At 64.3% G+C, this 19,378-nt stretch carries 18 protein-coding genes; 7 read left to right on the forward strand and 11 right to left on the reverse strand.

Annotated features, from left to right (window positions below):
- Window positions 1-9 precede the first annotated feature (9 nt).
- The 3 genes from OKB87_RS08245 (at window position 10) to OKB87_RS08255 (ending at window position 4,139) form a co-directional block, all read left to right on the forward strand.
- Window positions 10-267 (forward strand): hypothetical protein, encoded by a 258-nt coding sequence (locus OKB87_RS08245; RefSeq protein WP_270827108.1) that lies wholly within the window; start codon window positions 10-12, stop codon window positions 265-267.
- Window positions 268-1,049: 782 nt separating this feature from the next.
- Window positions 1,050-2,273 carry a peptidase T gene (gene pepT / locus OKB87_RS08250; protein WP_270827109.1) on the forward strand — a complete coding sequence of 408 codons (1,224 nt, stop codon included), beginning with the start codon at window positions 1,050-1,052 and terminating at the stop codon, window positions 2,271-2,273.
- A 141-nt stretch (window positions 2,274-2,414) separates the two neighbouring features.
- Entirely contained in the window at window positions 2,415-4,139 is a 1,725-nt protein-coding gene (locus OKB87_RS08255) for a lysophospholipid acyltransferase family protein (protein WP_201903145.1), read from the forward strand.
- A gap of 62 nt (window positions 4,140-4,201) precedes the next feature.
- Here OKB87_RS08255 and OKB87_RS08260 read toward each other — a convergent pair whose 3' ends face one another.
- The 4 genes from OKB87_RS08260 to OKB87_RS08275 all read right to left on the reverse strand — a co-directional run bounded on the left by OKB87_RS08260 (window position 4,202) and on the right by OKB87_RS08275 (window position 7,156).
- Window positions 4,202-4,513, reverse strand: coding sequence for a SelT/SelW/SelH family protein (locus tag OKB87_RS08260; protein ID WP_270827111.1), 312 nt, complete (start codon window positions 4,511-4,513; stop codon window positions 4,202-4,204).
- 37 nt (window positions 4,514-4,550) lie between these two features.
- Window positions 4,551-5,672 (reverse strand): adenosylhomocysteinase, encoded by a 1,122-nt coding sequence (locus OKB87_RS08265; protein ID WP_215269294.1) that lies wholly within the window; start codon window positions 5,670-5,672, stop codon window positions 4,551-4,553.
- Window positions 5,673-5,858: 186 nt separating this feature from the next.
- A complete protein-coding gene (locus tag OKB87_RS08270; RefSeq protein ID WP_270827113.1) occupies window positions 5,859-6,596 on the reverse strand; it encodes a hypothetical protein in 738 nt (245 codons plus the stop codon).
- Window positions 6,596-7,156, reverse strand: a complete 561-nt coding sequence (locus OKB87_RS08275) for a YceI family protein (RefSeq protein WP_011705502.1) — start codon at window positions 7,154-7,156, stop codon at window positions 6,596-6,598. Before OKB87_RS08275 ends, OKB87_RS08270 begins: the two co-directional genes overlap by 1 nt.
- A 110-nt stretch (window positions 7,157-7,266) precedes the next feature.
- Between OKB87_RS08275 and OKB87_RS08280 the strand changes: the two genes are divergently transcribed.
- A complete protein-coding gene (locus OKB87_RS08280) occupies window positions 7,267-8,169 on the forward strand; it encodes a LysR family transcriptional regulator (protein WP_005299405.1) in 903 nt (300 codons plus the stop codon).
- 29 nt (window positions 8,170-8,198) lie between these two features.
- Here OKB87_RS08280 and OKB87_RS08285 read toward each other — a convergent pair whose 3' ends face one another.
- Window positions 8,199-8,615, reverse strand: coding sequence for a hypothetical protein (locus OKB87_RS08285; RefSeq protein ID WP_135320140.1), 417 nt, complete (start codon window positions 8,613-8,615; stop codon window positions 8,199-8,201).
- A gap of 66 nt (window positions 8,616-8,681) precedes the next feature.
- Here OKB87_RS08285 and OKB87_RS08290 point away from each other — a divergent pair, with 66 nt between their 5' ends.
- Window positions 8,682-10,412, forward strand: a complete 1,731-nt coding sequence (locus OKB87_RS08290; protein WP_270827115.1) for a formate--tetrahydrofolate ligase — start codon at window positions 8,682-8,684, stop codon at window positions 10,410-10,412.
- Window positions 10,413-10,652: 240 nt separating this feature from the next.
- Here OKB87_RS08290 and OKB87_RS08295 read toward each other — a convergent pair whose 3' ends face one another.
- A complete protein-coding gene (locus tag OKB87_RS08295) occupies window positions 10,653-12,308 on the reverse strand; it encodes a methyl-accepting chemotaxis protein (RefSeq protein WP_270827116.1) in 1,656 nt (551 codons plus the stop codon).
- A gap of 422 nt (window positions 12,309-12,730) precedes the next feature.
- Window positions 12,731-13,387 carry a GTP cyclohydrolase I FolE gene (folE, locus tag OKB87_RS08300; protein ID WP_011705496.1) on the reverse strand — a complete coding sequence of 219 codons (657 nt, stop codon included), beginning with the start codon at window positions 13,385-13,387 and terminating at the stop codon, window positions 12,731-12,733.
- Window positions 13,388-13,692: 305 nt separating this feature from the next.
- On the opposite strand from folE, the gene moeA reads away from it, so the two are divergent.
- Together moeA and moeB are read left to right on the forward strand one after the other, a co-directional pair.
- A complete protein-coding gene (gene moeA / locus OKB87_RS08305) occupies window positions 13,693-14,919 on the forward strand; it encodes a molybdopterin molybdotransferase MoeA (protein ID WP_270827117.1) in 1,227 nt (408 codons plus the stop codon).
- The gene (gene moeB, locus OKB87_RS08310; RefSeq protein ID WP_270827119.1) at window positions 14,916-15,671 is read left to right on the forward strand and encodes a molybdopterin-synthase adenylyltransferase MoeB; all 756 of its coding nucleotides are present in this window, start codon (window positions 14,916-14,918) and stop codon (window positions 15,669-15,671) included. Before moeA ends, moeB begins: the two co-directional genes overlap by 4 nt.
- 81 nt (window positions 15,672-15,752) lie before the next feature.
- Here the strand turns inward: moeB and OKB87_RS08315 are convergent, their stop codons facing one another.
- The 4 genes from OKB87_RS08315 to modA all read right to left on the reverse strand — a co-directional run bounded on the left by OKB87_RS08315 (window position 15,753) and on the right by modA (window position 19,299).
- The gene (locus tag OKB87_RS08315; RefSeq protein ID WP_270827121.1) at window positions 15,753-16,529 is read right to left on the reverse strand and encodes an alpha/beta fold hydrolase; all 777 of its coding nucleotides are present in this window, start codon (window positions 16,527-16,529) and stop codon (window positions 15,753-15,755) included.
- A gap of 64 nt (window positions 16,530-16,593) precedes the next feature.
- Entirely contained in the window at window positions 16,594-17,670 is a 1,077-nt protein-coding gene (modC, locus tag OKB87_RS08320; protein WP_270827123.1) for a molybdenum ABC transporter ATP-binding protein, read from the reverse strand.
- On the reverse strand, window positions 17,667-18,347 hold the full coding sequence (gene modB / locus OKB87_RS08325) for a molybdate ABC transporter permease subunit (RefSeq protein WP_017410444.1): 681 nt from the start codon (window positions 18,345-18,347) through the stop codon (window positions 17,667-17,669). The genes modC and modB overlap by 4 nt, the downstream gene beginning before the upstream one ends.
- 223 nt (window positions 18,348-18,570) lie before the next feature.
- Window positions 18,571-19,299 (reverse strand): molybdate ABC transporter substrate-binding protein, encoded by a 729-nt coding sequence (modA, locus tag OKB87_RS08330; RefSeq protein ID WP_270827127.1) that lies wholly within the window; start codon window positions 19,297-19,299, stop codon window positions 18,571-18,573.
- Window positions 19,300-19,378 lie beyond the last annotated feature (79 nt).

Raw genomic sequence — 19,378 nt, forward strand, 5'->3', positions numbered from 1 at the left:
GAGCGGCCGGTGGCCGCCTTCGTTACCCTCAATCACATCCAGACCATCGATGACAAGGTGCGGCGCGCCGAGGCGGCCTGCCGGCTCGGGAAGGGCGACGCCTGCAACCTGCGCGCACTACGCGGCGGGTTGACCCGGGCCCTTCCGTCACATCCCTTGCACATCGCGGCAAGCCTAGGCTGCCTGGTGGATCTTGGGGAAGTAACGAGTCTTGATGTGGGGCTGGTGGCTTTACATCAAGCTCAACGGTATGCGGTGCTGCGCTAACAGCGCCGCGGTACTTTGATGACGGACAGCATCAGCCACGCGGTCCGTTCATCATTCGGCAGCCATCACGACAGCAAGGGAAGGTTTCAAGGAAGAGAAGCGAAGGCGTCAGCACGCGTGCGTGTTGATAGACGACAACAACCACAGCCAGCTCAGCACCAGTGACCGCCCATGACAAGGGAAGATGATGAGCCGTTGGCTCACTCGGTCAGCTGGACATTGAGTGTCCGTTGTTCTCCCTGATACCGGAGCCTAACCGGTATTAAAGAAACCATACCCTAGCAGTGTCTGTCGTTGCTGCGTGCCTCGCCCTATAGGCGTCTGATCTTCCGGGAGTCTGGCGGCCTCTGCCTGCTCAGGGTTACCCTTGGATCGGCGCGGAGTGTACACACTTACCGCCAGCGGTGACAATAAAAAATAGTGTTCAAAAACTGCTTTTAATAAGGCGATCAAATCTTGCTGCCAGCAGGCCTGGCACGCGGGGGAAGAAGTCCGTCTATCCCCTCTTTTCCACCCTGAAAATAACGCCGGTTTGCGCCATCCGTTGTCGCCCCCGACCCCCTCAGTGCTGAGCGCCTGTCTGGCCACATCACAAGCCGCTTAAAAATGTCAGCAATTAGATATTTTATGCTGCGTTTGATATCAACAACCACAGCCTGAACCACCTTACACGTTTACAGCCAGATCTTCGCCAAAAAATGCGGCAAAAACTGCGCTGACGCAAAAAGCCGCGCCGCTAGATTGGCCACAATGGCCCCTCCCCACCGGTACGAGGCTTGCCAATGGATACCTTGCTTGAGCGTTTTCTGCGTTACGTGACTTTTCATACCCGCTCCGATGCGACCAATCCCGCCTGTCCCAGCAGCGAGGGACAGCTCGTCTTCGCCCGCGCCTTGTGCGACGAGATGCAGCAGATGGGACTGAGCCGGGTCACCCTGGACCAATACGGCTACCTCACCGCCTGCCTGCCGGGCAACCAGCCGGACGCGCCGGCCATCGGCCTCATCGCCCACATGGATACCGCCGACTACGAGGCGGCGCACGTGGTGCCCCAGATCATCGAAAACTATCAGGGCGGCGACATCTGTCTGGGCAAGGGGGATGAGGTGCTGGCCATTCGCGATTACCGCTTCCTGAAAAACTACCTGGGGCAGGATCTCATCACCACCGACGGCAGCACCCTGCTGGGGGCTGACGACAAGGCGGGCATCGCCGAGATCCTCACCGCCATCGACCACCTGCTGGCCCATCCCGAGATCCCCCGTGGCGATGTCTGGGTCGGTTTTACCCCGGACGAGGAGATAGGCCGCGGCGCTGACCGCTTCCCGCTGGACCGCTTCCCGGCCAAATGGGCCTATACGGTAGACGGCGGCGAGCTGGGTGAGCTCGAGTACGAGAACTTCAACGCCGCCGGCGCCACCGTGCGCTTTATCGGCAACAACGTGCACCCCGGCACCGCCAAGGGCAGCATGATCAACAGCCAGACCCTGGCCGCCCGCTTCCACACCGCCATGCCCGCCGAGCAGACCCCGGAGGCGACCGACGGCTATCAGGGCTTCTTCCACCTGGCCCAGATGAACGGCACAGTGGAAGAGACCAGTCTGCACTACATCATCCGCGACTTCGACGACGAGGGCTTCGCCGCCCGCAAGGCCCAGCTCAAGGAGCGGGTCGCCTCGCTGCAGCTGGAGGCCCCAAGGGCGCGCATCGAGCTCACCCTGACCGACAGCTATCGCAACATGCGCAGCCAGATCGAGCCGCACATGCACATCGTCGAGCTGGCCAAGGCCGCCATGCTGGCCGCCGACGTCACCCCGAGGATCAAACCCATTCGCGGCGGTACCGACGGCGCGCGGCTCTCCTTTATGGGGCTGCCCTGCCCCAACCTGTTTACCGGCGGCCACAACTTCCACGGCAAGCACGAGTTCATCCCGCTGCAATCCATGGAAAAAGCGGTCACCACCCTGGTGGAGCTGGTGCGCCTGACTTCGGCCTGGCGCGGCTAGACCGGCCATCGTCACCGCCATGACCAAAGAGGGGCGCCGGTTAACCGGCGCCCCTCTTTGCCATCAAACTGTCATGCCACTGCCATGGGGCGGGAACAGAAGGGCGTCACGCTAGGGTAACGACTCATCGGAGCCCAGCCCATGTTCAGTGTCGATGCCCTGCTACAACAACACCTGCCCCGCCTCTCGGCCCACGGCCTGCTGCGCCCCCTGCTCCGGCAAGGGCTGCGCTGGCTGCTGCACGAGCAGGCGTTTCAACGCTTCGCCACGAGTCATCCTCACCTGCGCGGACTCGACTTCGTCGAGCAGGCGCTGACCGAGCTCGACTTCGACTACCGGGTGAGCGAAGCCCAGCTCGAGCACATTCCGGCCAGCGGCCGGGTCATCATCGTCGCCAATCACCCCATCGGCTCCCTCGACGGGCTGGCCCTGCTGCGCCTGCTCGGCCGCATCCGGCCGGACGTCAAGATAGTGGCCAATCAGCTGCTGGCCCAGCTGACGCCGCTGCGCCCCCTGCTGCTGCCGGTGGACAACCTGGGCGGCAAGACCGACCGGCGCGCCATTCTGGCGATGGGAGAACACCTGGCGAGCGAAGGGGCGCTGGTGATTTTTCCCGCCGGCGAGGTGTCGCGTCTCGGCCCCAAGGGGGTCAAGGACGGCCCCTGGCAGGCGGGCTTCATCAAGCTGGCCCAGCGCACCCGCACCCCGCTGGTGCCCATCCACCTGGACGGGCGCAATGGTCTCTCCTTCTATCTCGCCGCCTGGCTCCACAACGACTGGGCGGGGCTGTTGCTGGTCAAGCAGCTGTTTCGCCAGCAAGGGAAACGCATCGGCGTCACCATCGGCGCCCGCATTCCGGTGAGCGGAGTGCAGGAGCTGCCCGCCAAGAGCGCGGCCCGGCTGGTGCGCAGCCACCTCTACCGAGTCGGGCGCGGCAAGCGGGGTTTGCTGGCCACCGAGGCCCCCATCGCCCTGCCGGAGGAGCGCCGTCAGCTCAAACAGGCCATCGACGCCTGCGAGGCGCTCGGCCATACCCCGGATGGCCAGGGGATCTACCTCTACCGACGCCACGAGCTGAGTCATTCGGTGATCCTGCGCGAACTGGGGCGCCTGCGGGAAATCGCCTTTCGGGCGGTGGGGGAAGGTTCCGGCAGGCGGCGGGATCTCGACGCCTTCGACGATGACTACCACCACCTCATTCTCTGGGATCCTGCCCGGCTCGAGATCATCGGCGCCTATCGTTTCGCTCCGGTGGCCGAGTTGCTGGCCAGCAAGGGGCTCGATGGCCTCTACAGCCACACCCTGTTCGGCTTTGAAGAGAAATTGCTGCCCAGGCTGGAACTTGCCATCGAGCTTGGCCGCAGCTTCATCCAGCCCGCCTATTGGGGCAAACGGGGGCTCGATTACCTCTGGTTCGGCATCGGCGCCTATCTGGCGCGCTATCCCCGCTATCGCTACCTGTTCGGCCCGGTGTCGCTCTCCGGCAGCCTGCCGGCGGCGGCCAAGGATCTGCTGGTGAGCTTCTATCGCCAGCACTATGCCCCCGAGCTCGCGCTCGCCCCGTCGCGCCGCCCCTACCCCGCCACACCGCCGCTGTTTGCCGGGCTGGATTACGGCGCCGATCTGCGGGAGCTCAAGGCCCGCCTCGACAACCTGGGTTGTGCCATCCCTACCCTCTACAAGCAGTACTCCGAGCTGTGCGAGCCCGGCGGCGTGCAGTTCATGGATTTCGGTATCGACCCCGACTTCAACCACTGCATCGACGGCCTGGTGTGGGTGGATGTGAGCCGACTCAAGCCCCACAAGCGGGCCCGCTATATCGGCCTCCCCGCCGAAGATGAGTCGGGTACAGCTGCCGACCGTTGAGCGGGCGCCGCAACGAGAGAGGGAGGCCTGCGCCTCCCTCTCTTTGTCATTGATGCTGTGGCCTACTCGGCGACCGACTTGCGATCGGCATGGCCGAGGTCGCGTTCGGGGGCGATGACATCGCGTACCCGCTGCTTGATCTCCTTGGCCTCGGGGAAACCATCGTCGGCCACCCGATCCCACACCAGCACCCCGTCCACCAGGATGCGAAACTCCCCCTTGCTGGCCGGCACCAGCGCTACCTCACCCAGATCGCTGTCGAAGGTGGAGAGCAGCTCCTGGGCCAGCCAGGCGGCGCGCAGCATCCAGCGACAGAGGGTGCAGTAGCGGATCTCGATGCGAGGTTTGGGGCTGTAAAGCGTCGTGTCGCTCATGTCGTCACTCCATCAATGGCGGCTAAGAAAAAGGCACTCACTGGGCAACCCCGTGGAAGTCGGCCAGCCAGTGGCGGGCAATGGTGCGCATGGTCGATTGCGGCAGGTCGAACAGGCCGGGGGCCAGCGGCTGCAGCGCCAGCTGACGCACCCCTTCGATGATCTCCGCCAGCACCAGATAGACATATTCGCCGATGACGGCGCCGTGGACAAAGTTGACCGCCTCGCCCCGGTTGAGCAGGAAGATGGTGCTGCCGTCGGGGCGAGTCAGTGCCAGCACGTGGGGGCACACCTCCTCGCTCGGCCAGGGCAGCTGGGCGAGGCAGAACGCAAACTCGTCGTCCGCCGAGGTGACCGAGGCGACCATGGTGCCGGGGCGCAGCTGCTGCAGATCCGCCAAGTCCAGCGCCCCGTTGCCGGTGGAGCAGATCACCAGCTCGGCCCGGCCGAGGGCCTCGGCCTTGCCCACTAGCTTGAAGCCGTGGGAGAGCGCCTCCACCTGGCGCAGCACGTCGGTCTCCACCAGCTCCAGGTGCAGGTTGCGGCACCTGAGCTCGCGGGCGATGCTGCGGCCCACCTTGCCGTAGCCGAACAGGGCGGCCTGGCAGACATTGAAAGTACGGTTGAGGGTGCGGGCCAGGGATTCGGCGGAGTAGACCACGCTCAGACCAATCTGGATATCCTCGGCCTGCTTGAGGGGGCTGCGCGCCACCGAGATGACCGGGGTGGCCAGCACCTCCTGCTCGTAGCGCTGATGGCCGTTTTCGGTCATCTCCACCACCCCGAGGAAGCGGGGGCCGAAATACTCGCTGAGGGTGGCCTGGGTTCTGGCGAAATAGCCCCCGATATCGAGGATGATCAGCCGCTCATGGGGCGCCACCAGCGGGGCTATGTGCTCGATCACCCCCTGCGGTGTGTTGGTCCACTGGCGATTGAGGGGCAGTACCGGATAGTGCTGCTGGGCCCAGGTCAGGGTCGGTCCATGCACCGACTTGGGTTTGGGCAGGATGGCGCCAATCCGCCCGATTTGATCGAGGGCCTGGATAAACTGGGGGCGATCGGGAAGCAGATGGGTAACCAGCAGGATGCAGAGCCCGTCGAGACGTCCCTGCTCGGTGAAATGGCGAAAAAACAGATGCTCAGATCCTTGACTGCGCAACTGTGGCCTCCTTAGCGCGCCGCAAACAAGCAGGCAAACAGAACCCGGTCAGACCGGGTTCTGTGTGTGTCCAGATAATTGAAAAACCTTTTTATATGAAAGCACTATGGGGCTCAATCTTTATCTGTGCAGACTATGACGAAGTCGGCAACTTTTGGGTTAATTGTCTGTTTTTTATGCTAAAAATCAGTACAACGAGGCTTCCGGCCACACCTTCCAGAGACTGAGTCCGGCTCCTATCCCCGCCAGCAGGATCAGCAGGGCCCAGCGCTGGATCCAGGGCTTGCTGCGCAAGGTCCACTCCAGCAGCGGCAACAGCCAGACCGGCAGCAGCACCAGCAGCGGCACTTCCACGTATTGCCAGGCGAGCATCTGGACAAAGGCCAGCGCCAACCCGAGCGCCGCGGGCGCCACCTGACTGCCGGCAAAGGCCCCGAGCAGAGCGCGGAAACCGGCAAACGCCGCCAGCGAGCCTGCCAGCTGGGCAATCAGCAGGCTGCCGTCGATGCCGATCACCAGCGCCAGCCAGATGAAGCCGAGGGCAAAGCCGAGCCCCTCGCGGCTGTCACCGCGCAGCCCGGTCCATCCCAGCCAGGCGATGGCAGGCAGCAACGCCAGCCAGATGGCAGGCTCGCTCGCCAGCACAGAGGCCAGCCCCTGCCACCACACCAGCGCCCCCAGAGCGGCAAACAGCGCAAGCGTGGCCCGCTGGTCGGCCAGTTGCGCCGCCAGGGCGGGCACCAGCAGAGTCAGCGGCAGCCACTGCCACGCCTTGACCGGCAGCCCGTAGGCTCCGCCCAGCAGACAGCCCACCAACCAGAGCGCCAGGGCGCCCCACAGATACCCCAACCGCGGCCAGCGCCACGACAGCAAAGCGGCTCCCAAAGGAGCCGCCAGGGTTTGCAGCAGGAGTGCCGCGCCCATTACTTGCGCACGCCTTCGACGAACAGATTGATGCTCATCTCGTCGGGGATGTTCGGCACCATGTAGTTCACGCCAAAATCGCTGCGCTTGATGGTGGTGGTGGCGTTGAAGCCGCTGCGGTAGCCACCCCAGGGATCCTTGCCTTCACCGATGTGGACCAGATCGAAGGCCACTTCCTTGGAGACGCCATGCAGGGTCAGGGTGCCTTTCAGTACGCCCTTATCCTTGGTGCCCTCATAGCCGGAGCTGACGAAGGTCATCTTGGGGAACTGCTTCACGTCGAGGAAATCGGGGCTGCGCAGGTGTTTGTCGCGCGGCTCGTGGTTGGAATCCACGCTGGCGGCATCGATCTCGAAGCTCGCCTTGGCCGCCGCCGGGTTGGCGTCGTCCATGCTGAAGGTACCGCTGAAGGTATTGAAACGGCCCACCAGTTCGGAGAAGCCGAGGTGACCCACCTTGAACTGCACCGTGGTGTGCGCCGCATCGACGTCGTAATCGGCTGCCATCAGGGGAGCCGCCATAAACAGGCAGGAGGCCAGCAGGGCCTTGGTCATTTTCATCCGTTCGTTCCTTCATATTGGGGGTTCACAACAACAGCCAAGATGCTAACCTCCATATCGGAATAGATAATCAGCGATTTATTAAAATAATTATCAACTGAGAGTGAAAGATGGACCAGATAGCCGCCATGCGCACCTTCATCAAGGTGGTGGAGTGTCAAAGTTTTACCAAGGCCGCCAACCAGCTCGGCATCTCGGTCGCCATGACCTCCAAGCTGATGCAGCAGTTGGAGGAGTCGCTCTCCACCCGGTTGCTGTCGCGCACTACCCGTCAGGTCAACCCCACCGAGGCCGGCCAGTTCTACTACCAGCGCTCCCAGGCGCTGCTGGCGGAGCTCGAAGAGACCCACAGCCAGCTGACCCGCAACAACCAGCAACCCCAGGGCACCCTCAAGCTATCGGTGCCGATGGATTTCGGCTACCTGCACCTCTCCCCCGCCCTGCCGCTGTTTCGCGAACGCTACCCGGATCTGAAGCTGGAGATAGAGTACAGCGACCGGCGGGTGGCGCTGGTAGAAGAGGGGTTCGACCTGGCGCTGCGCATCGGCAACCTGCCGGACTCCTCCCTGGTGGCCAAGCCGCTGGCCATGATGCGGCTGGAGGTGTGCGCCAGCCCGGCCTATCTGGCCCGTCGGGGGACGCCAAACACCCCGGAGGATCTCAAGCAGCACGACTGCCTGCTCTACACCCTGACCCAGCCGGACTGGGTGTTCAAACGGGATGGCGAGCAGCTGAGCGTGCGTCCGCAGGGGCCGCTGCGGGCCAACAACGGGGTGGCCCTGACCCGGGCGGCCTGCGACGATCAGGGCATCATCTTGCAGCCCACCTTCATCGTCGGCGATGCGCTGCGCTCCGGCGCCCTGGTGTCACTGCTGCCGGAGTGGGAGAAGGGGCAGGTGGGGCTCTATGCCCTCTATCCGCACCGCCGTTTCGTCTCGGCCAAGGTGCGCTGTTTCATCGAATTCGTGCAGGAGCGCTATCTCGCCCCCCACTACTGGGATCGCAAGGCTTAAGTCTTGCCGCAGCCGAGGTGACGGGATGGCTAAGAGGCGGCGCTATCGGCAGGCAGCGGCAGCTCGGCCACCAGCAGCAAGTCGCGCAGGCTCAGCTGCCAGCGCGGCAAGCGCTGGCGCAGGGTCGCCAGCTGCGCCTCGTCAAAGGCATAGGGCAAGGTGATGTGCAGGCAGTGGCAGTCGAGCATGCCGGCCAGCTGCAGGGTCAGGATGAGATTGGCCTCGTCGGTCTTGTGCTTGTTGATGCGCTTGCCCAGTTCGTGGCGAAAATGGGTCTCGGGATCCTGAGTCATCGCCTGCCAGCCATAACCAAACAGCGGAATGAAGGCGCTGACGACCCCCAACGCGGTCAACGGCTGTTTGGGCGGGTGATAGAGGGCGTTGAGATCCAGCTCGATGGGCGTTAGATGCAGCTCACGATTGCCGGACAAAATATTATTACTCATTGGATAACCCTGTTGATTCCACTAGACTGCGCCGCATATTTGACCTGACATGCCAACGAGGTGCTGATGCTAAGCGATATCGAGATCTCCCGCCAGTCCCCCCGTCTCCCCATTCACGCGCTGGCCGAACGCCTCGCCATCCCTTCGCACCAGCTCCATCCTTACGGTCACTACAAGGGTAAACTCAGCCTCGAGCTGCTCAAGTCTCTCCCCAAACCGGCGGGCAAGCTGGTGCTGGTGAGCGCCATCACTCCCACCCCGCTTGGCGAGGGCAAGACGGTGACCACCCTCGGCCTCTCCATGGGGCTCAACCATATCGGCCAGCCCAGCATCGCCACCATCCGCCAGCCGAGCCTGGGCCCGGTGTTCGGGGTCAAGGGGGGCGCCGCCGGTGGCGGTCATGCCCAGGTGGTGCCGATGGAAGAGATGAACCTGCACCTCACCGGTGACTTTCACGCCCTCACCGCCGCCCACAACCTGGCGGCGGCGGCCCTCGATGCCCGCCTGTTCCATGAGCGCAAACTCGGCGACCAGTTCAGCGCCAGAACCGGCCTGGCGCGGCTCGATATCGATGCAGACAACATCCTCTGGCCGCGCACCCTCGACATGAATGACCGCGCCCTGCGCCACCTCACGATTGGACAAGGGGGCGCCGCCGATGGCGTCGAACGCCAGGATCGCTTCGTCATCACCGCCGCCTCCGAGCTGATGGCCATTCTGGCGCTGGCGAGCGATCTGAAAGACCTGCGCCAGCGCATCGGCCGCATCCAGCTGGCCCGCGACCTGCACGGCAGGCCCATCACCGCCGAGCAGCTGGAAGTGGCGGGCGCCATGACGGTGCTGCTCAAAGAGGCCCTGCAGCCAACCCTGATGCAGACCACCGAGCAGACCCCGGTGCTGGTGCACGCCGGCCCCTTTGCCAACATTGCCCACGGCAACTCCTCGGTGATCGCCGATCGCATGGCCCTCGGCCTCACCGATTACGTGGTGACCGAGGCGGGCTTTGGCTCCGACATGGGGCTGGAGAAGTTCTTCAACATCAAGCACCGCCAGTCCGGCATCACGCCGGCCTGCGTGGTGCTGGTGGCGACGGTGCGCGGCCTCAAGGCCAACAGCGGTCTGCTCGACATCCGCCCGGGCCAGCCGCTGCCGGAAAGCCTGCTGCGCGAGGATCTGCCGACCCTTGAGCAGGGCTGCGCCAACCTCGGCTGGCACATCGCCAATGCCCGCCGCTACGGGGTGCCGGTGGTGGTCGCCATCAACCGCTTCCCCACCGACAGTGAAGCCGAACTGGCCTTGCTGGCCCGCGCGGCGCTGCAGGCCGGCGCTTGTGGCAGCGCCATCTCCAGCGCCTTTGCCCAGGGCGGGGCCGGTGCCAGCGAGCTGGCCCAGGCGGTGGTGGCCGCCTGTGAGCAACCGGGCAAGGTCAAACTGCTCTACCCCGACGAGGCGAGCCTGGGCGCCAAGCTGGCAACCCTGGTGGAGTGCGGTTATGGCGGGCGCGGCGTGCAGCTTTCCGATAAAGCGCGCCGGCAGCTGGCACAACTCTCTGCCGAGGGGTGGGATCACTTGCCAGTCTGCGTGGCCAAGACGCCGCTCTCCATCAGCCATGACCCCGCCCTCAAGGGGGTGCCGACCGATTTCGAGGTGCCCATCGAGGAGGTGAAGCTGTGCGCCGGTGCCGGCTTCGTCTATGCCCTGGCGGGCCCCATCATGACCATGCCGGGCCTTGGCAGTCTGCCGGCCTACCGTCATATCGATATCGACGATAACGGCGAGATAGTCGGGCTGAGCTGATGGTTGATGGTGAGTGGCAGCAGCAGGCCAAGCCACCGCCTCGACAGCCTGCCGGCCTACCGTCATATCGATATCGACGATAACGGCCATATAGTCGGGTTGAGCTAAATGGTCGAATAAAGGGTCTGGCGCCGGCCGATGGCGCTGCGCTCATCGACCCTGCGATCACCAAACCTGCCAGAAACAACAAGGCCCCGCCGATTGGCGGGGCCTTCTGTTATCTGTGACCAAGGGTCAGCCTTAGAGGGTAAAACGCTGGGTCATATGGTGCAGCGTATTGGCCAGCTTGCTCAGCTCCACGCAGGCCTGGGCGGTCTGCTGGGCCCCCAGGGCGTTCTCGTCGGCCGCATTGTGGATGTTGACGATGCTGCGGTTGAGCTCCTCGGTCACCGCGTTCTGCTCCTCGGTGGCGGTGGCGATCAGGGTGTTCATGTCGGTGATCTGGGTGACGGCACCGTTGATGGTGTCGATGCTGCTGCCCGCTTCCCGGGCCAGCCCCACGCTCTCCTGCATCTGCTGGCGACTCAGCTGCATGGCGCTGCCCGCCTCGGCGGTACGCTCCTGCAACACCTCGATCATCTTGCTGATCTCGGCGGTGGAGTTCTGGGTGCGCTGGGCCAGGGAACGCACCTCGTCGGCAACGACCGCGAAGCCGCGACCCTGCTCGCCGGCACGGGCCGCCTCGATGGCCGCGTTGAGCGCCAGCAGGTTGGTCTGCTCGGCGATACCGCGAATGACGTCCAGCACCATGCTGATGTTGTTGCTGTCCTGCTCCAGCTGCTGCACCACGGCGCCTGCCTGCTCAATCTTGACCGACACCTCCTCAATGCTGCTGATGGCGCTGCGCACCACCTGGTTGCCCTGGGTCGAGGTGCGGGAGGCATCCTTGGCGGCGCTCATGGCGTCCGTGGTGTTGCGGGCCACCTCGTTGACGGTGGACTGCATCTCGTTCATGGCGGTGGCGACCTGGGAAACCTCGCTCTGCTGGCGAGCCATGCCGGTGGCGGATTGCTCGGAGATGGCGCTCACCTCCTCCACCGCGCTGCTGAGCTGGCTCACCGAGCCGGCGATCTCGCTCACCAGATCCGCAAGCGAACCCTGCATGCGATCGATGGCGGCGCCGAGCTGACCCAGCTCGTCACGCTTGAAGCGACTGCCGCGGATCCACTCCTGCAGTTCACCCTTGCCCAAATCACCGCTCGCGATGCGCTGCGCCTGACGGGCCAGCATCACCAAGGGATCGCGGATCTGGCGGGTCAGCACGGTGGAGAGCACGGCCGCCAGCCCCAGACCCAGCAGCAGGGCGATGATGATGCTCAGCTTGGCGCTGTCAAACGCCTCCACCACCTGGGCACGGGAGTTGACGGAGTAGCCGTGGTTGATGCGGATCAGGTCCGCCACCGACTTGGCCAGATTGGTATAGAGGGTGATCCCCTCGCTCATGAACAGCTGCTGGGCCTCGGCCAGCTGGCCGCCATCCTGCATCAACCGCACGCGCTGGTGCAGGGCGACGTACTTGTCCCAATCCTGCTTGACGATATCGAAGGTGCGACGCTCCTCCACATCCTCTGCCCAGATGGTGGCGTCGTGGGCTTTGACCTGCCGGGCAACCTCTTGCAGGCTCTGCTCGCTGAGAGCCCGATAGTGGGCTCGCTGCTGCGGATCGGCCGCCACCAGAAACACATCCAGTTCATAGCGGCGCAGAGTGTTGATGGTCTCACCAAGAGTGCTGGTGCGCACCACGGCGGGCAGTATGCTGTCGGTAAAGCCGATGGCCGCCCGGTTCATGTTGCCAAACTGCAGCAACGAGAAACCGCCGATAAAGGCCATCATCAGGCCGAGCACGGCAAAGCCGGCGGTGAGTTTCTTGCCAATGGTCATGGTACTGGTATTCATGGCATGTCCTGGATATGAGTGAACAGATAACGCTCGTCTGGACCGTAGCGATACGATCCGCGGTCACCGCCTCCATGGCGGCTCATCCAGCCTTGATGAATCTATGTCCTTGCATGAACGAGGCGAACAGTGTTGCCAAAGTGCCGATCTGCCCAACAACCGAGCCCAAGCCGCGATGGCGCATGGCAGGGAAACGGCAGCAAGACCCGGTCGAGAGAGCCGCCGGAACAGGCACCTTGCCGGCTTGCCTGCACTCCCCAGGAGCGCACTCAAGCCATGAAACGATATATCGACCGGGCCTGCCAATCCCTTGAGGAAAATCGTCGGGGCGACCGTCTGATAGCCAGCGGGCGGTCAAGGGAAGAAATAAGGGAGGGGAAAGCGAGGAGACATGCCGCAGCGGCGGCACGTCTCCAAGTAGATCAGCGCTTCAGGCCAGCCAGGAATTCGGCGCGGGTATCGGGCTGGGTCTTGAACACCCCACCGAGGGAGGTGGTGGTGGTGTAGGAGGTGGAGTCCATCACGCCGCGGGCCTTCACGCAGAAGTGGGTCGCCTTGATGCTGATGGCCACATCCTTGGTGCCGAGCAGGGTCTGCAGCGCCAGCAGGATCTGCTGGGTCAGTCGCTCCTGCACCTGGGGACGCCGGGCAAAGAACTGCACGATGCGGTTGATCTTGGAGAGCCCGATCACCTTGCCACGGGGGATGTAGGCCACGTGGGCCAACCCGTCGATGGTGACGAAGTGGTGCTCGCAGGTGCTGGTGAGGCTGATGTCCCGCACCATGATCATCTCGTCCACCTTCATCTTGTTCTCGATCACCGTCACCTTGGGGAAAGTGGCGTAATCGAGGCCGGAGAAGATCTCATTGACGTACATCTTGGCGATGCGGTGCGGCGTCTCCGCCAGACTGTCATCGGCCAGATCCAGCCCCAGCGTCTCCATGATGGCGCGCATGTGGCCTTCGATCTTCTCCCGCTTCTGCTGACCGTCCAGTGCATTGGCCACCAGAGGTGTTTCGAGGCCCTCGGCCTCGAGGGCTGCCCTGACCAACAGGGCTTCCCGACTTAAGCTCGTCATCTTGTTCCTCTCCCACGCTCAGGGACTGTGATGGCCGCCTTGTCTATGACGGCATTCTGTTTTGGCGCAATAGTAAACGGCGATTATTGTCATAATTCAAGCTAACTCAAGCCTGTTCCCTGACTTTATGCCAATCCGGCGAATTTTACCCCGCCGGCGCTCCCCATACGGGGGTACCCTTTCGCTCCGGCCGCTGCCTATCTGCGCAGCCAGTCGGTTTTATACCGCGGCAACCTGCCCATCCAGCAGGATTTTTGGGATAATCCGCCCTCTACTCCCCCTCCATCACACAATGAGGTCATGACATGGGATTTGATACCAGCGGACTACTCCCCCTGAGCGACGCCCTGCAGGGCATGCTGGCACAGCTTGATGGCTGCTGCGACAGCGAACAGCTGCCCCTGCCAGAGGCCCTTGGCCGGGTACTCGCCATGGATATCGCCTCCCCTCTCTCTGTGCCCCCGTTCGACAACTCCGCCATGGATGGTTACGCGGTGCGGCTGGCGGATCTCGCCGGCGGCGCCCCCCTCATCATGGCGGGCAAGGCCTTTGCCGGTCAGCCCTATCAGGGCGAGTGGCCCGCCGGCCACTGCGTGCGCATCATGACCGGCGCCCCGGTGCCCGCTGGGACGGATGCGGTGGTGATGCAAGAAGAAACGCAGGCCGACGGCGACAGGATCACCTTTTTGACCACGCCGGTGCCCGGCCAGAACATTCGCCGCCGCGGCGAAGACATCTGCGAGGGCGCCAGCGTGCTCGCTGCCGGTACTCGCCTCACCGCCCGGGAGATGCCGCTGCTGGCCTCCCTCGGCATTGCCAGCGTGTCGGTACGTCGGCCGCTCAAAGTGGCCATCTTCAGTACCGGTGACGAGCTCAAGCCAATCGGCACCCCGCTCGCTCACGGCGACATCTACGACTCCAACCGCTACGGCGTGCGGGCCATGCTGGATCGCATGGGCTGCGACTGCCTCGACCTTGGCATCATCCCGGACGATCCGACCCAGCTGCGCGCCGCCTTTCTGAAGGCCGATCGCGAGGCCGACGCCCTCATCACCACCGGCGGCGTCTCGGTGGGGGAAGCGGACTTCACCAAACAGCTGCTGGAGGAGCTCGGCGAAATCGGCTTCTGGAAGCTGGCCATCAAGCCGGGCAAGCCGTTTGCCTTCGGTCGCCTGCCCCACGCCTGGTTCTTCGGCCTGCCGGGCAACCCGGTCTCCGCCATGGTCACCTTCGATCAGCTGGTGCAACCGGCGCTGGCCAAACTGGCGGGCCAACGCTTCGAGCGCCCGCTTCAACTGCAAGCCATTGCCGCTGAGCCACTCAAGAAGGCACCGGGCCGACTCGACTTCCAGCGCGGCATCCTGACTCAGGGGCCGAACGGCCTGGAGGTGCGCAGCACCGGCTCGCAGGACTCCGCCGTGTTCAGCTCCCTGTCGCGGGCCAACTGTTACATCGTCCTTGAGCGCGAGCGGGGGCGTGTCGCGGCAGGCGAGACGGTCACCGTCGAACCGTTCGGGGGATTGCTGCTGTGAGCGAGATCCTGAGCGACGCCGAGCTCTTGCGCTACAACCGCCAGATCATCCTCAAGTCCTTCGACTTCGAGGGGCAGGAGGCGCTCAAACAGGCCAAGGTGCTGGTGATCGGCGCCGGTGGCCTCGGCTGCGCCGCCAGCCAGTATCTGGCGGTGGCCGGGGTCGGCCAGCTCACCCTGGTCGATTTCGATCGGGTGGAGCTCTCCAACCTGCAGCGCCAGGTGCTGCACACCGATGAGCGCATCGGCCACTACAAGGTAGACTCCGCCGCCCAGTCCCTGCGCGCCCTCACCCCCTGGCTCAACGTGGAGACCCACGCCGCCGTGGCCGACGAGGCGCTGCTCGATACCCTGTTGCCACAGCACCAGCTGGTATTGGATTGCACCGACAACCTGGCCATTCGCAACCTGCTCAACCAAAAAGCCCGCCAGCACGGCGTGCCGCTGGTCAGCGGCGCCGCCATCCGGCTGGAGGGACAAGTCTGCAGCTTCACCTGGCAGGAGGGGGAACCCTGCTACGCCTGCCTCAGTGCCCTGTTTGGCGAGCAGGCACTCACCTGCGTCGAGGCGGGGGTGCTGGCACCTGTGGTGGGTCTGGTGGGCAGCCTGCAGGCGCTCGAAGCCATCAAGCTATTGGCGGGGATGGGCCGCAGTTACAGCGGCCGCCTGCTGATGATCGACGGCCTTGGCGGCACCTTTCGCGAAATGAAGCTGCCAAAGCGCCCCGACTGCCCGGTCTGCTCGCACGGGTGAATCACCCCAGCCAGCCTTTGCGCCAACAAAAAAAGCCGACCCTTGGGTCGGCTTTTTTATCCACCTTTGCTGTCTCCCCCCTCAATGAGTTGAGAGGATCCGCTGCAACAGATGATTGAAGCCGGAGGGATCTTCCGCCGGCCAGGCGTGGTGGCCGTTGGGGGTGTGGATGGTCGCGTTGGGCAGGGAGGCGAACTGCTCCACCCGTTTGGCAAGCGGCAGATAGTCGTGATTGGTGGAGATGATGGCCACCGGCTGCCAGATGTTGCCGAGCCGGGCGCGCACCGACCAGCCGGGTAGCGCCTCCAGCAGCGCCTTGTAGGTTTTCTTCTTGTTGCGCACGAAACGCAGCCGGAAGGTGTGGCGCACCTGGGCAAGGTCGGGGCCGGGAAAGAGCTCGCGGCCAAGCCACCAGGCGAGCGGCCGCAGGCCGAACCAGCGCAGCCACTTGAGGCGCTGGGCAAAGCGCTCCTGCTCTTTTGGCGTCTCCAGCAGAAACTCGCTGAAGCCGTTGACCAGCACCAGCCCCTGCACCTTGTGCGGCAGTTGCAGCGCCAGCTCCAGCGCCACCATGGCCCCCAATGACAATCCCACCACCCAGGCGGGCTCAGGCTGTTCATCGAGCCAGTTCACCACGTCCGCCGCCAGGGTCGCCACGTCGAACGGCCCCTCCTGCATGCTCTGGCCGTGGCCGCGCAGATCCAGCGCAACCACCCGGTAGTGCTCGGAAAAGCGTTCGATCTGCGCCTGCCAGTCGAGGCTGGAGGAGCCCAGCCCGTGCAGCAACAACAACAAGGGGCCCTCCCCCGCGCTGCGCAGGGCAAGACCGTTGGATTTCATCACCTGATTGCGGCGCATCAGTTCATTGCCTCTCGACTCATCCGCTGAACCATCCTGATTTTCTGCCTCTTCTGCAATCCGCTCAACCTTCGCTGACCAGGCTCACCGCCTTGATGTAGGCGTAGATCTGCTGGTTCGGGGCGAGTACCAGCCGTCTGGCGGAGCGGCTGGTGATCCGGGCCAGCAGTATCTGCTGACCCAGCGCCAACTGCAACAGGGTCTGGCCGGGGCGCACTTCGCGTTCGGCCAACAATCGGGTGGTGAGACAGTTGGAGAGGCTGGAGTGTTCGATGGGGGCGGTGGCGATCACCACGTCCCGCCCGGCCACCTTGATCTGCAAGGGGCCGCCATCATCCGGCACCTGGGTCATGGTGACCCGCAACTGCTGCTCGCCGAGCTGCAGGGTCGCCATCTGCTCGTCGTCATCGTAGTGAGAGAGGGTCGCCGCCAGCATCACCCCGGCGTCGTCGCGACTGGCGAGCGACAGATCGGTGCGGGCGAAGATCTCGCTCGGCCGGCCTTGCGCCTCCACCCGGCCATCCGCCAGCAGCACCAGCTGATCGCAGAGCAGGCTCACCTCCTCCATGGCGTGGCTGACGAAGATCATCGGGATGCCGCTCTCCTGCTGCAAGCCCTTGAGCACATGGGCCTGATGGATGCGGCTGCGCCTGTCCAGCGCAGAAAAAGGTTCATCCAGCAGCAGCAGATCGGGCTCGGCCAACAGGGCCCGGGCCAATGCCACCCGCTGGCGCTGGCCGCCGGAAAGGCCGTGGGCCGGCTGGGGCAGCAGTTCGGCAAAGCCGAGCCGGGTCGCCAGCGCCTCGGGTTGCCAACGCCCTCGCCCCTTGCGAGCCGCCAGTTGCAGGTTGCCGAGCACGCTCAGATGGGGGAAGAGGCGCGAATCCTGAAACACCAGCCCGATGCGGCGCGCCTCGGGCAGCAGCTCGCTCAGCGCCCGGCCCTGCCAGTTCAGCTTGTCGCCCGGCGCCCTGTCCAGCCCGGCGATGATGCGCAGCAGGCTGCTCTTGCCGCAGCCGGAGGGGCCGAACAGACCGAGGATGCCCCCCAGTTCCAGTGACAGTTCACAGTCGAGGGTAAAGGCGCCAAACGCCCGCTTCGACTTGAGCAGCAACGGTTGCGCCTTGTGGGTGTCGCTCATCCGAACAGCCTCCGTTGCCGGCGCTGCAGCACGCCGTACACCAGCACCAGCATCACCAGCGAGAAGCCCATCAGGCCACCCGCCAGCAGGTGGGCATTTTGATAGTCCATCGTCTCTACATGATCAAACAGGGCGATGGAGAGCACCTGGGTTTCGCCCGGGATATTGCCGCCAATCATCAGCACCACCCCGAACTCCCCCAGGGTGTGGGCAAAACCGAGCGCCGCCGCCATCACGAAGCTGGGCAGCGTCATCGGCAAGATGATGTGAAAGAAGCGCTCAACCGGCCCGAACCCCAGGGTGGCGGCGGCCTCCAGCTCCTTGTTGCCCATGTTGACGAAGGCGGAGGTGAGGGGCTGCACCACGAAAGGAAGCGAGTAGAGAATGGAGGCGAGCAGCAAGCCGGTAAAGCTGAAGGCGAGCGGCGCCCCGAAGGTGTCGCGCCACCAGGCACCCAGGCCGTAGGAGGGGGAGAAGGCGAGCAGCAGATAGAAACCGAGCACTGTTGGCGGCAGTACCAGCGGCAGCGCCACCAGGGCCTCCACCACGGGTCTGAGCCTGTGCTGGCTGCGCGACAGCCACCAGGCCAACGGCGGCGAGAGCAGCAGCAGGATGGCGGTGGTGCTGGCTGCCAGTCTCAGGGTGAGCCAGACCGCCAGCAGATCCCCTTCACTCATCGAACTCACTCCCAACGGCAGCTCCAGCACCAGACACGGCGAATGAGCCGCACTCCCGGTAGCGCTGATCCCGAGTGAGACGAGTCATTGCCAGCAGATCTCTTTCAATACTCATCGCCCACCTCCAGGGTCAGTTCAGGCAACGGCATGGTGCGCATCCTTATCGCAAAAGTGGGCCGACCCGAGGGTCGGCCACTCATCAGGCAGGTGTGTAGTTGCACCATCAGTGGGGCAGCGCATAACCCGCCGCCTTGATCTGTGCCTGACCCGGCCCCTTGAGCCAGGCCACCAGCGCCTCGACCGCCGCCCCTTTCTTCAATACCAGACCCTGCTGCTCGATGGGCGGATAGAAGTCGACCGGCACGGCCCAGGCTTCGCCGGTCTTGCCCGCTTCCACCAGGTTGGCCCAGGCGACGAAACCCAGTTCGGCGTTGCCGGTGTCGACAAACTGCCAGGTCTGGCCGATGTTGGTGCCGGTCAGCAGGCGGTACTGCTTGGGATCGATCTTGAGATGGTCGAGGGTCGCCATGGCAGCGGTACCGTAGGGAGCGGTTTTCGGGTTGGCAATGGCGAGGTTGCCCTTCCAGCTGCGCAGGGTTGCCTCGTCAGGAGCAGGCCCGCCCTTCTGCCACAGACCCAGCTGGCCGATGGCGTAGGTGAAACGCTCGCTCCCCTTGCCCTCCTGCTCCAGCTTCTGCGGGGTTTTCACGTCGGCGGAGAGGAAGAGATCGAACGGGGCGCCGTGGCTGATCTGGGTGTAGAGCACCCCGGTCGCGGCGGAGGAGATGGCCAGGGTGTGGCCGGTCTTGGCGGTGAACTCCTTGCCGATGCGCTCTATGGTGCCCTTGAAGTTGGCGGCCACGGCCACCTTGACCTCGTCGGCCTGCACGGCACCTGCCTGCAGCGCACTGGCGCAGACCCCGGCGATAACAACGGATAACAGCGGTTTCATTCCTTTACCTCCTGACTGGGGCCGCTTTTATGTATCCCCAGACAAGGGGGCGGCCCCGAAAACAGGGGCCGCGGCTCCC

The organism is Aeromonas sp. Y318-1, assembly GCF_027706125.1.
GTDB classification, from domain to species: domain Bacteria; phylum Pseudomonadota; class Gammaproteobacteria; order Enterobacterales; family Aeromonadaceae; genus Aeromonas; species Aeromonas hydrophila.

Excerpts from the sequence above, each read along its gene's own strand:
- pepT (WP_270827109.1), top strand. The coding sequence starts at position 1,050 with ATGGATACCTTGCTTGAGCGTTTTCTGCGTTACGTGACTTTTCATACC.
- OKB87_RS08255 (WP_201903145.1), top strand. The coding sequence starts at position 2,415 with ATGTTCAGTGTCGATGCCCTGCTACAACAACACCTGCCCCGCCTCTCG.
- OKB87_RS08260 (WP_270827111.1), bottom strand. The coding sequence starts at position 4,513 with ATGAGCGACACGACGCTTTACAGCCCCAAACCTCGCATCGAGATCCGC.
- OKB87_RS08270 (WP_270827113.1), bottom strand. The coding sequence starts at position 6,596 with ATGGGCGCGGCACTCCTGCTGCAAACCCTGGCGGCTCCTTTGGGAGCC.
- OKB87_RS08275 (WP_011705502.1), bottom strand. The coding sequence starts at position 7,156 with ATGAAAATGACCAAGGCCCTGCTGGCCTCCTGCCTGTTTATGGCGGCT.
- OKB87_RS08280 (WP_005299405.1), top strand. The coding sequence starts at position 7,267 with ATGGACCAGATAGCCGCCATGCGCACCTTCATCAAGGTGGTGGAGTGT.
- OKB87_RS08285 (WP_135320140.1), bottom strand. The coding sequence starts at position 8,615 with ATGAGTAATAATATTTTGTCCGGCAATCGTGAGCTGCATCTAACGCCC.
- OKB87_RS08290 (WP_270827115.1), top strand. The coding sequence starts at position 8,682 with ATGCTAAGCGATATCGAGATCTCCCGCCAGTCCCCCCGTCTCCCCATT.
- OKB87_RS08295 (WP_270827116.1), bottom strand. The coding sequence starts at position 12,308 with ATGAATACCAGTACCATGACCATTGGCAAGAAACTCACCGCCGGCTTT.
- folE (WP_011705496.1), bottom strand. The coding sequence starts at position 13,387 with ATGACGAGCTTAAGTCGGGAAGCCCTGTTGGTCAGGGCAGCCCTCGAG.
- moeA (WP_270827117.1), top strand. The coding sequence starts at position 13,693 with ATGGGATTTGATACCAGCGGACTACTCCCCCTGAGCGACGCCCTGCAG.
- OKB87_RS08315 (WP_270827121.1), bottom strand. The coding sequence starts at position 16,529 with ATGCGCCGCAATCAGGTGATGAAATCCAACGGTCTTGCCCTGCGCAGC.
- modC (WP_270827123.1), bottom strand. The coding sequence starts at position 17,670 with ATGAGCGACACCCACAAGGCGCAACCGTTGCTGCTCAAGTCGAAGCGG.
- modB (WP_017410444.1), bottom strand. The coding sequence starts at position 18,347 with ATGAGTGAAGGGGATCTGCTGGCGGTCTGGCTCACCCTGAGACTGGCA.
- modA (WP_270827127.1), bottom strand. The coding sequence starts at position 19,299 with ATGAAACCGCTGTTATCCGTTGTTATCGCCGGGGTCTGCGCCAGTGCG.